We start from the raw sequence: 11,172 nt of genomic DNA, 5'->3' as shown, positions 1-11,172 counted from the left end.
ACGTTGGCGTAGGCGTGGCCGTTGCCGGCGCGGCCGTAGACCTGCATCTGTGTCCCGTACTGCACCACCGGCGAACTTCGCGGTGAGGCCGCCGGGGTGGTGTCGGCGCCGCCGCCGGTGGTCCACAGGTAGGAGACGGTCACCCACCCGTTGTCGCTCAGCCCGATGGCGGCGAACGTGCCGTCCGCCAGGTCGATGCCGGCCGGGTTGCCGACCGTGCGCCCGAACTCGTCCTTCCCGCCGTTGTAGCCGTTCTGGTAGGCGGCCTGCGCCTCCGGCCGGCCCTGCGGGAGGTTCGCAAACTCCTGGCGGTTGGCGTCCCAGTAGTTGTCCTTGGTGTTCCACGGCCCGATGTCCCAGACCGGGGCCGTCTCACAGGCCTTCGGGCCGCACACCCGCACCGACTTCGCGGTGCCGCCGCGCGGCGAGAGTGCGGTGGCCGACGGCAACGCCACGAAGTGGTCATTGGCCGTGATGACGTGACCGTTGGACGTGGTGCCGCCGACCAGGCCCTCCCGGGTGGCGTACACGCGGTAGGTCAGCGGAGTCGACGAGGCAGCCGCCGCGGCATCCGCTGCCGCTGCGGGCCCTTGCTGGGCGGCCGTCAGCGGCAGCGCCAGCGCCGCCACGGCCAACAGTCGTCCGATCAAGCGGTGCACGGACCCTCCCCGGGCTCGACGAATTGATCGCCGCAAGTCTCGATGGCCGGCCCTGGTCAAGCGCTGGACGCCCGCTGCACGCGTTCCCGTACCCCACAGGTGCTGTCGTTGATGATCGGATCGGTCGTACTGTCTGCTGGTGACCAGCAAGCGCCGTACCGGCCTGTGGCTACGGGTGCTCGGCCCGCTCTGCGCCTGGCGGGACGGCGCGCCGATCGCGCTGGGACCACCGCGCCAGCGGGCGGTGCTGGGTCTGCTGGCCTTGAACGCCGGCGTGGACGTGCATCGCGACGACATCATCGACGCCGTCTGGGACCAGTCGCCGCCGTTCACCGCGGTCAACCTGGTGCAGACGTACGTCGGACGGCTGCGCCGGATCCTCGACCCCGGCCGTTCGCCCGGCGACCCGGACGGTGTGATCGTCTCCAGCGGGCGCCGATACCGGCTCCGGCTGGGACCGGACCGACTGGACTGGGCCCTGTTCGCCGACCTCACCCGGCGGGCCGGTGCGGCGATCTCCGCCGATGACGCCGCGGGCGGGAGCCGACTGCTCCAGCAGGCGCTGGCGCTGTGGCCGAGCGGCGAAGCGATGTCCGATGTGGACCTTTTGCGCGGCGGGCCGGGACTGGCCGCCGTGGTGCACGAGTGGTCCGTCGCCGTCACCGAACTCGGTCGCCTCGCGGTGGCGATGGGCCGCGGCGGGCCGGCCATCCCGTACCTCTGGCGGCTGACCGGCCGGGATCCGCTCAATCAGCGGGCGCACGCGCTGCTCATCCGTGCCCTCGCCGCCGAGGGACAGCAGGCGGCGGCGCTGCGGTTGTTCGCGGATGTTCGGCAGCGGCTGGACGAGCAGCTCGGGATGCGCGTCGATGCCGAGCTGGCCGAGGCCCAGTTGAGCGTGCTGCGCCAGGAACCAGCCGGCAGCGACGGCGTCGGCAGCGCCGGGCCGCCCCGCCAGCTTCCGGCCGGGATCCCCGGGTTTGTGGGCCGCGACAGGGAACGGCGCCGGCTCAGCGACCGCCTCGACGCCCTCGGTGCCGGGGAGGCGGCGGTCGTCGCGGTCGTCGACGGCCCGGCCGGCATCGGCAAGACCGCCTTGGCGGTGCACTGGGCACACTCGGTCGCCGGCCGCTTTCCGGACGGTCATCTGCACCTGGACCTGCGCGGATGCGATCCGGTCGCGCCTCCGCTGGGCACCGCGGAAGCGATCCGCATGTGCCTGGATGCGCTGCGCGTGCCGGCCGATGAGTCGCCCAGCGGTCTGGCCGCCCAGATCGCCCTGTACCGCAGCCTCCTGTCCGGTCGCCGAATGCTGATCATGCTGGACAATGCCCGGGACAGCGACCAGGTGCGGCCGCTGCTGCCGCCGAGCCCCGGCAGCCTGGTCCTGGTGACCAGCCGGCGACGACTGGCCGGCCTGACCCTGGACGGGAACGTTCAGCAGGTGACCGTCGATCTGCTCACCCCGGCGGAGGCTCGGCGCCTGCTGGCCGCCCGGCTCGGCGAGGAACGAATCGCGGACCAGCCGGCGGCAGTGGACGAGTTGATCACCCTGTGCGCCGGCCTGCCGCTGGCACTCAGCGTCGCCGCGGCTCGCTGCGCCGCCCGCCCGGGTCTCTCCATCACGTCGCTGATCAGCCAGTTCCGCGATGCGCGGCAGCACCTCGACGCGCTGTCCGGCGAGGGGCCCGGCACCGATCTGCGGATGCTGCTGTGGAGCTCCTATCAGCAACTGACGCCGCCCGCAGCGCGGCTGTTCCGGCTGCTCGGCCTTTACCCGGGTCTCGGGGTGACGCTGCCCTTGGCAGCCAGCCTCGCCGCGCTGGCACGCCGGGCCGCCGGGCAGGCGCTGGCGGAGCTGGCAACCGCACACCTGATCAGCGAGCAGGCACCCGGCTGGTACGGCCTGCACGACCTGGTCCGGACGTACGCCGCCGAACTGGCCGCGCAGCATGAGCCGGAACCCGAGCAGCGGGCCGCCATCGACCGCGCGTTCCACCACTACCTCGCGTCTCTGGACGGCGTGGACCGGCTGCGCTACCCGGCCTGTCAGCCGTTGCGCACCCTGACGCGGGTGCCCGGGGTCCGCCCGGAGCGGTTCACCGACCCCGCCGCCGCGCTCGTCTGGTGTCAGCGGCAACGTCCGGCGCTGGCCGCGCTGATCGGCCGGTACGCGGCGGAAGGCCCGGCCGCGTACATGACGGGGGAGCGGTGGACGTTGTGGCTGTACTTCCACTTGTGGAGTCACCGCGCGGACCTGGGTGAGGCGCTCCGGGTGGTGCTGACCGACGTGCGGCTGACCGGTCTGGGACCGGCGAGCGCCGAACCGCGGGCGGATGCCGACTCCGATGTGAGCGTCCGCGACCGGTATCGATGGCTGGTGGAGAGGGCGCGGCAGCGAGGCGAACAGACCACCGCGGCGTACTGCATGTTCGGGCTGACCCACATGCTCGACCGCAATGGCCGGCAGGCCGAGGCGGCGGCCTTCGCCGGGTATGCGCTGGATTGGTTCCGGGGGATCGGTGACCGTGGCGGGTCGGCGCTCGCGCTCAACCAGATCGGCCGCTACCAGGCGAAGCTGGGCCGGGATGCGGCGGCGGCCGAGAGCTGCCGGCAGGCGCTGGCGCTCTGCCGGGAACTCGACGACCGGATCGGGGAGGCGTCCGCCGCGGTCAGCCTGGGCCAGTTGGCCCAGAGGTCCGGCGATGTCGCCGCCGCGGCGGCCTGGTACGCCCACGCGGAGAACGCTTGTCGAGATCAACTGCACTATCTATCGTGATGGCGATCGATGGCGGGGGGTGCGATGACGGGACCGGCCGACCCGAGAGAGATCCGCGCCCGCCGCCGGGACGTCGGTCTGTCCCAACGTGACCTCGCCCGGCTCGCCGGCATTCCGGTGGGCACCCTGCGTGATCTTGAGCAGGGTCGTACCCGGCATCCGCGGCCCGGTCTGCTGGAACGACTGGAGCGGGCACTGCCCGCCGACGCCGCCACCGTTGCGGAACCCGGCCTGCGGCTGCGCATCCTCGGTCCGATCGCCGCCCACCGCGACGGCCGCCCGTTGCCGCTCGGGCCACCCCAGCAGCGCGCGGTCCTGGGCCTGCTGGCGCTGCGCGCCGGCGAAGTCGTGCACCGCGCCGAGCTCGTCGAGGGTCTGTGGGGACCACGGGCGCCAGGGGCCGCGGACAACCTCATCCAGGCCTACGTCGGGCGGCTGCGGCATGTCCTGGATCCGGGACGGCCGCCGCGCGCCGTCGACGGGCGGCTGGTCTCGACCGGCCGCAGCTACCGGTTGCAGCTCGGCGTCGACGAGCTCGACTGGCTCGCGTTCCAGTCCCTGGTCAGCCAGGCAGCCGGGCTCGCGGCTGCGGCGCCGGAGCCGGCCGCCGGCCGGTACGAGCGAGCGCTGGCGCTGTGGCGGGGCGCACCGGCAGCCGACCTGGACGAGGTGGGCACCGGCGCCGCCGGGGCGGTCCTGCACCGGGCCTGGGCCGCCGCGGTGGCCGAGTACGCCCGTCTGGCCGCCGGGATCGGCCGGTGCGACCGGTCGCTGCCGGCGCTGTGGCGTCTGGTCGAGCGGGAGCCGTTGGACGAGCGGGCGCACGCGCTGCTGATGCGCGCGCTGGCCGGCAGCGGCGATCCGGCTGCCGCCGCGCGCGTCTACGCCGACATCCGCGACCGGCTCGACGTGCAACTGGGCCTGCAGCCGGGTGCCGAACTGACCGAGACCCATCAGGAGGTGCTGCGTCAGGGCCGTCCGGCGACGCCGGTCCGTCCGGCGGCGGGTGCGGCGTCGCCGGTTCCGCGGCAACTGCCCCTCGCGCTGCCCGGCTTCGTCGGCCGCGGCGCGGCGCTCAAGATGTTGGACGGTCTGATCGACCGCCTCGACGAGGCCGCCGCGTCCGGCGGCACCATCATCATCTCGGCCATCGGGGGCGCGGCGGGCATCGGCAAGACCACCCTCGCCGTGCACTGGGCGCACCTCGTCGCGGACCGTTTCCCGGATGGGCAGCTCTATGCGGATCTGCACGGCTTCGATCCGGTGACCGCCTCGTCGGGGCCCGCCGAGGTGATCCGCGACTTCCTGGACGCGTTGGCCGTGCCGGCCGCTCGCATTCCGGACAGCCCGGACGCGCAGGCGGCCCTGTTCCGCAGCCTGCTGTCCGGGCGGCAGATGCTGATCGTGCTGGACAACGCCCGGGACAGCGAGCAGGTCCGGCCGCTGCTCCCGGCCGGGCCGGGCTGCGTGGTGGTGGTGACCAGCCGCCGCCAGATGATCGGCCTGTCCGCCGCGGAGGGCGCCCATTTGATCATGTTGGATCTGTTCGATGCGGCCGACGCCCGGCATCTGCTGGCCAGTCGGCTCGGCGCCGCGCGGGTGGCCGCTGAGCAGGCGGCGGTCACCGAGCTGATCGACCTGTGCGCCGGACTGCCGTTGGCGCTGAGCATCGCGGCCGGGCGGATCGCGGCTCGCCCGGACGTGCCGGTCACCGCCTTGCTCACCCAACTGCGGGATACCCGGCGGCAGCTCGACGTGCTGAGCGCCGGGGAGGGCGGCGGCGACCTGCGCAGCCTCTTCGCCTGCACCTACCGGCAGCTCAGCCCGGCGGCGGCCGGGATGTTCCGGTTGCTCGGCCTGCATCCGGGGCCGGAACTGTCGCTTCCCGCGGCGGCCAGCCTGGCCGGGCTGCCGGTCACCGAGGCTTGGCGCGCGCTGGCCGAACTGACCGCCACCCACCTGGTCACCGAGCTGACACCGGACCGGTACGGGCTGCACGATCTGCTGCACGCGTACGCCGCCGAACTGGCCCGCGAACACGACAGCCCCGCCGAGCGGGCCGCGGCGTGGGACCGCTCGGCCGACCACTACCTGCACTCGCTGGAGCTGGCCGACCGGTTGCGCTGGCCGGCGTACCGGCCGATCCGCGCCGCCGCGCCGCCGCCCGGCGTCACGCTCGCCGAGCTGGTGGATCCCGCGCAGGGGCTGGCCTGGTGCCAGGCCGAACGGCCGGCCCTGACGATCCTGCTGATCCACGCCGCCGACACCGATCCCGCGGGATACCCCGAGTCGCGCCTCGCCGACGTGTGGCGCTATTTCCATCTGTGGAGTCACCGGCACGACCTGGCCGCCGCCCGCCGCGTCGCGCGCACCGCCGCCGGCCCGTTACCGGATGGCGTGTCGCAGCCGGGTCCGGTGCGCGGCGCCGGGCCGCCGGATCGCGACCGCGACGAATACCGGTGGCTGGTCGAGGTGAGCCTGCGCCGCGGCGAGCGGCTGACCCGCGCGTACCCGCTGTTCGGCATGTCGCAACTGCTGAACCGGGTCGGGCGGCCCCGCCCCGCACTGGATTACGCCCTGCTGGCTCGGGATCTCTGCCAGGCCGGAGGAGACCGGCCCGGCGCCGCCCTGGCGCTCAACCTGATCGGGCGCGAGCATCTCCTTCTCGGCCGCCCCGATCGGGCCGCCGAGTCCAGCCGGCAAGCTCTGGACCTGTGCCGGCAACTCGGCGATCTCGCCGGCGAGGCGTTCGCCGCAGACAGCCTCGGTCTGGCCGCCGCGAGCCTGGCCGACCACCCGTCCGCGGTCGCGTACGGGGTGCGGGCGGCCGAGCTGTTCGCCCGGCTCGGGGAGACCGACGCCGAGGCGGACGCCCTGCTCCATCTCGGACGGGCGCACCGGGCACGGGGCGACTCCGCCGCCGCGGTGGGGTGCTGGCACCGTGCGCTCGCGGCCCTGGACGACCCGCAGCACCCGCAGGCGACGGTGCTGCGAGAGCTGCTCGCCGGAACGGTCAGAACGCCGGGGCCTCCCGCGTCAGGTACGTGTGGTGAGTCGTGAACCCGTGCCCGGCGTACAGCGCCACCGCTCCCGCGTTGCGCTCCTCCACCTGGAGGTAGGCGCGGGTGGCCCGGTGCTGGGCCGCCCACCGTGCCATCGCCCGCAGCACGTGCCGGGCCAGGCCCTGGCGGCGCGCGTGCGGCGCGGTCTGCACCAGCGAGATGCCGTGCCACCGGCCCGGATCGGTGACCGTGCCGCGCGCCACCGCCAGCAGATCACCGTGCTCGTCGCGCACCGTGGCGAAGACCGTCTCGGCCGGTCCGGTGAGGATGCGCCGGGCCGCGTCCGGCAGCGTGCCCTTGTGCTCGGCCACCATCGCGTACCAGTCCGGCGCCGGGGTGTCGGCCAGGTCCACCGGCGGCAGGTCGCGGCGTTCCGGCAGGTCCGTCAGGCCGGCCAGGCCGGCCGTCTGCACCAGGGTCAGCGGGCGTGCGGTCCAGCCGCGCCGGTCGAGCGCCGCGTTCACCGGCGCGGCCAGCGGCATCGGCGCGTTGATCAGCGCCCGTTGCCCGTGGTCGGTGTACCACGCCACCACCGCGTCGACCGCGTGCTCCAGGGTGCGGTCCGGGTCGCCCACGGCCAGCGCCGAGTTGGCCCGGCCGGTCCAGTTCTGCGCGGCGCGCAGCACCCAGTCGCCCAGCCGGGACTGCACGGGTGCCGGCCACGCGGCGTTCGCGGCCATCTCCAGGGCGATGACGTCACCGGCCGGCGGGCGGCTCGTCGGCGGCACCCGTTTGGCGCGGTGCACCTGAGAGAGCGGCACCCGGACGGGTCCGCGCGTGGTGGCGACCGTGAGATCCGTCTCGGTCAGCTCCACCAGCTCGCCCAGGGCGTCCGTGAACTGCGGCCGACCGGGCGAACCGCCTACAATGCGGCGTACCACGACCCGGTGTCCCACATCCTGCCGACGGAGCACGTGCCACCTCCTCCCGGCGAGATACTAGGCTCTGTACCGTCGCGGCTGAATGCGGCGAGGCTTTGGAGGGAAAGACCCGTGACCTACATCATCGCTGAGCCCTGCGTCGATGTGCTCGATAAGGCATGCATCGAAGAGTGCCCGGTCGACTGCATTTATGAGGGCAATCGGATGCTCTACATCCACCCCGATGAGTGCGTCGACTGCGGGGCTTGCGAGCCGGTCTGCCCGGTGGAGGCGATCTTCTATGAGGACGACGTGCCGGAGCAGTGGAAGGACTACACCAACGCGAACTACGAGTTCTTCGAGGACATGGGTTCGCCCGGGGGTGCCGCGAAGGTGGGCAAGATCGAGAGGGATGCGTCCTTCGTCGCCGCTCAGCCCGCAAATCTGAACGAGCACTGAGCGGATGCGGGCGCCGCTGTCGTCGGCCCTGCCCGACTTCCCGTGGGATGTGATCGCCCCGGTCAAGTCGGCCGCGGCGGCGCATCCCGACGGGCTGGTGGACCTGTCCATCGGGTCACCCGTCGATCCGGTGCCCGACGTGATCAGGTCCGCCCTGGCGGCGGCCTCGGACAGCCCGCACTATCCGACGACCGTCGGGTCCGCGCCGTTGCAGGCGGCCATCACCGCCTGGATCGCGCGGGCCTGCGGCGCGTCCGGCCAGGTGGGCGTGCTGCCCACGATCGGCTCCAAGGAACTGGTCGCCTGGCTGCCCACCCTGCTGGGCATCGGCGTGGGCGACGCGGTGGCGATCCCGGCGATCTGCTATCCCACCTACGAAGTGGGGGTGAAACTCGCCGGCGCCGAAGTGATGCGGGTGGACGGCCTCACCTCGATCGGTCCCGATCCGTCGGTCCGCATGGTGTGGGTGAACTCACCGTCCAATCCGACCGGCCGGGTGCTGCCCGTCGAGCACCTGCGCAAGGTGGTCGCCTGGGCGCGTGAACGCGACGCCGTGGTGGTCAGCGACGAGTGCTATCTCACCCTCGGGTGGGAGGCGCAGCCGGTGTCCCTGCTGTCCGACGAGGTGTGCGGCGGGGACTACTCGGGCGTGCTGGCCCTGCACTCGCTGTCCAAACGGTCCAACCTGGCGGGTTACCGCGCCGGCACGGTCAGCGGCGACCCGGCCCTGATCGCCGAGTTGCTGGCGGTGCGCAAGCAGGCCGGCATGATCGTGCCCGCGCCGGTGCAGGCCGCCATGGTGGCCGCGCTCGGCGACGAGGAGCACGTGGAGATCCAGCGTTCCCGGTACGCGAGGCGGCGTGCCGCCCTGCGCGAGGCGCTGGCCACCGCCAAGTTCACCATCGACCATTCCGAGGCGGGCCTCTATCTGTGGGCGACCCGCGACGAGGACTGCTGGGCCACCCTGGACTGGCTGGCCGAGCGGGGCATCCTGGCCTCCCCGGGCGCGCTTTATGGTCCCGCCGGCGACCGGCATGTGCGGTTCGCGCTGACCGCCTCGGACGAGCGGGTCGCGGCGGCGGTGCGGCGCCTGGCCGCCTGACCACCCGTCCCGGCGATCGAAGCGGCGGCGGTCGAAGATGACGATGTCGAGAGGTCGGCCGATGCCGGACAGTGCTGGGAATCGTCTCGCCGTCGTCGGCACGGGCCTGATCGGCGGTTCGCTCCTCCTGCGACTGCATCAGGCCGGTCACGAGGTGATCGGGTGGGACCCGCGCGCCGAGACCCGTGACCTGGGGCGGAGCTGGGGGCTGCGCTTCGCCGACCGGCTGGACGAAGCGGTCGCCGATCGTGCCGTCGTCTTCCTGTGCGGGCCCCTCGTCGCCCTGCCGGAGATTCTCTCCGAGGTCGCCAAGGCCACATCCGACGACTGTGTCGTCACCGATGTGGGCAGCACCAAGCTCGGTGTCACCGAGGCCGCCCGGCAGGCGGGTCTCGGCCACCGGTTCGTCGCCGGGCACCCGATGGCCGGTACCGAAAACGCCGGCTTGGCGTCGGCGCGCCCCGATCTGCTGGTCGGGGCGCCCTGGGTGCTGTGCCCCGACCCGGCCGTCGACCCGGTGCGCTATCGCGCCCTCGTCACCCTGGTGACGGACGTCTTCGAGGCCCGCGTCGCGCCGATGGAGGCGGGATTCCACGACGAGGTGGTGGCGCTGTCGTCGCACGTGCCACATGTGCTGGCCGGCGCCCTGGCGGGGGCGGTCGCGCGGTCGCCGGTGCGCGAGGGCGTGCTGAGCCTGGCCGCGGGCAGCTTCCGGGACGGTACGCGCGTGGCGGGCACGCCCAGTGCGCGCACGGCCGACATGGCGCTGCAGAACCGGCGCGCTGTACTCCGGCAGATCAACCTGGTCAGGTCGGTGCTGGACGAGCTGGCCGGGAATCTGGAACGGGACGACGCGGATGCGGTGCTGTCCCAGTTCGAGTCGAGCCGGGCCGTGCGGCTGGAGCTCCTCTCCCGCCGCATGTCTCGCGTGGAGCGGCGCTTCGACGGTGCCACGGACGAGCGTTCCTTCCTCGTGGCCGTTGGCGAGCAGGGCGGTTACCTCACCGATTGTTCGGTCGAGGCGGGCACCGTGGTCTACCGTGCGTTGCTGCCCGAGGACGCGCCCGTGACCCGATAGAAACCCCGGTGACCCGATAGACACCCGGTGACCCGATGGACGCCAGGTCGCCCGCGCACCGCGGTCGGCGGCCGGGCGGGCGCCGTGTCATGCTGCACGCATGGTCGTCGTCTTTGACGCGCAACTGTGGATCTGGGCAGCCCGGCAGGCCGAGACGTGGACGTTTGTCAGCCTTCCCGCGGCGGAGTCCACCGAGATCCGTGAGCGGACCGCCGGGCAGCGGCGTGGCTTCGGGTCGGTGCGTGTGCGCGCGACCGTCGGCGGCAGCACCTGGTCCACTTCGATCTTTCCGGACAGCGGGCGGGGCGGTTTCGTCCTGCCGGTCAAGCGGGCTGTGCGCAAGGCGGAGAAGCTGGAGGCCGGGGACACCGCGACGGTCACCGTCGAAGTGGTCGATCTCTGATCGCGCCGTCACGCCAACGGGGTCGTCGTGCCCTCCTCGGCGGTGAGCACTGGGCCGTCGAACGACTGTCGCGCCCGTCGCACCGCGTCCCGCCGGTCGTTGCCCGGCCAGAAGTGAGTCAGCATCAGCCGCCGCGCCCGCGCGCGTGCCGCCCAAAGCCCCGCCTCCTCGGCCGTCATCAGGTTCCGGTGCGGCTGTTCCGCCTCGCCGGGCCGGTCGGTGCACTCCACGATGAACAAGTCCGCGTCGCGGCCCAGCGTCGCCAGGGCCGGGTCCGGACCGGTGTCTCCGGTGTACGCCAGGACGGTGCGCTGAGCCGTCAACCGTACGCCCGCATTCGGCACATGATGCGGCAGCGGGATGCCGTGCAGCTCGAATGGCCCGATCCGGTGAACGCCCGGCAGGTGCCGGTGCTGGAAGACGTCGCCCAGATCCATGTCGGGTTCCAGACCGGCCAGCCGGTCCAGCACGCCCGGCGGGCAGAACAGCGGAATCCGGTCGCCGCCCGCTCCGCCGTACCGGTGCAGCCGGAACAGGCCGTGCAGATCGATGCAGTGGTCGGGATGCTCGTGGGTGACCACGACCGCGTCCACCGCACCATCGCGACGGTGATTCAGCAGGCGGGGCAGTGTGCCGTACCCGAGATCGAGAACCAATCGGAAGCCGTCCCACTCGATCAGGAAACCGCTGCACGCCCGGTCCGGCTCGGGGAAGGCCCCGCAGCTTCCGAGCACGGTGATCGTCCGCATCACGTCATCCTCGTCGGCCGC

At 73.1% G+C, this 11,172-nt stretch carries 9 protein-coding genes; 6 read left to right on the top strand and 3 right to left on the bottom strand.

The annotated features are described in order from the left end of the window. Nucleotides 1-659: DUF8814 domain-containing protein (locus IEY73_RS22120; RefSeq protein ID WP_505744148.1), on the bottom strand; the 659-nt coding region annotated here is incomplete at its 3' end. 139 nt (nucleotides 660-798) lie between these two features. Between IEY73_RS22120 and IEY73_RS22115 the strand changes: the two genes are divergently transcribed. Together IEY73_RS22115 and IEY73_RS22110 are read left to right on the top strand one after the other, a co-directional pair. After that, on the top strand, nucleotides 799-3,438 hold the full coding sequence (locus tag IEY73_RS22115; RefSeq protein ID WP_189081200.1) for an AfsR/SARP family transcriptional regulator: 2,640 nt from the start codon (nucleotides 799-801) through the stop codon (nucleotides 3,436-3,438). 24 nt (nucleotides 3,439-3,462) lie between these two features. Next, nucleotides 3,463-6,498, top strand: a complete 3,036-nt coding sequence (locus tag IEY73_RS22110) for a BTAD domain-containing putative transcriptional regulator (RefSeq protein ID WP_189081199.1) — start codon at nucleotides 3,463-3,465, stop codon at nucleotides 6,496-6,498. Here IEY73_RS22110 and IEY73_RS22105 read toward each other — a convergent pair. Next, on the bottom strand, nucleotides 6,452-7,414 hold the full coding sequence (locus IEY73_RS22105) for a GNAT family N-acetyltransferase (RefSeq protein ID WP_189081198.1): 963 nt from the start codon (nucleotides 7,412-7,414) through the stop codon (nucleotides 6,452-6,454). The two genes, IEY73_RS22110 and IEY73_RS22105, sit on opposite strands and share 47 nt — an antisense overlap. Nucleotides 7,415-7,492: 78 nt before the next feature. Here IEY73_RS22105 and fdxA point away from each other — a divergent pair, with 78 nt between their 5' ends. The 4 genes from fdxA (at nucleotide 7,493) to IEY73_RS22085 (ending at nucleotide 10,402) form a co-directional block, all read left to right on the top strand. Beyond that, nucleotides 7,493-7,819, top strand: coding sequence for a ferredoxin (gene fdxA / locus IEY73_RS22100; protein ID WP_189081197.1), 327 nt, complete (start codon nucleotides 7,493-7,495; stop codon nucleotides 7,817-7,819). A gap of 4 nt (nucleotides 7,820-7,823) precedes the next feature. After that, nucleotides 7,824-8,921, top strand: a complete 1,098-nt coding sequence (gene dapC / locus IEY73_RS22095; protein ID WP_189081196.1) for a succinyldiaminopimelate transaminase — start codon at nucleotides 7,824-7,826, stop codon at nucleotides 8,919-8,921. 37 nt (nucleotides 8,922-8,958) lie between these two features. Next, on the top strand, nucleotides 8,959-9,999 hold the full coding sequence (locus IEY73_RS22090) for a prephenate dehydrogenase (protein ID WP_505744147.1): 1,041 nt from the start codon (nucleotides 8,959-8,961) through the stop codon (nucleotides 9,997-9,999). Between the two features lie 100 nt (nucleotides 10,000-10,099). Further along, the gene (locus IEY73_RS22085) at nucleotides 10,100-10,402 is read left to right on the top strand and encodes a DUF1905 domain-containing protein (protein ID WP_189081194.1); all 303 of its coding nucleotides are present in this window, start codon (nucleotides 10,100-10,102) and stop codon (nucleotides 10,400-10,402) included. Nucleotides 10,403-10,410: 8 nt separating this feature from the next. On the opposite strand, the gene IEY73_RS22080 is transcribed toward IEY73_RS22085, so the two are convergent. After that, on the bottom strand, nucleotides 10,411-11,151 hold the full coding sequence (locus tag IEY73_RS22080; RefSeq protein WP_189081193.1) for an MBL fold metallo-hydrolase: 741 nt from the start codon (nucleotides 11,149-11,151) through the stop codon (nucleotides 10,411-10,413). Nucleotides 11,152-11,172 lie beyond the last annotated feature (21 nt).

This window comes from Mangrovihabitans endophyticus (assembly GCF_014646155.1).
GTDB classification, from domain to species: domain Bacteria; phylum Actinomycetota; class Actinomycetes; order Mycobacteriales; family Micromonosporaceae; genus Actinoplanes; species Actinoplanes endophyticus.
Note: the sequence above shows the minus strand (reverse complement) of the source record. Positions and strands in the feature narration are given on the sequence as shown.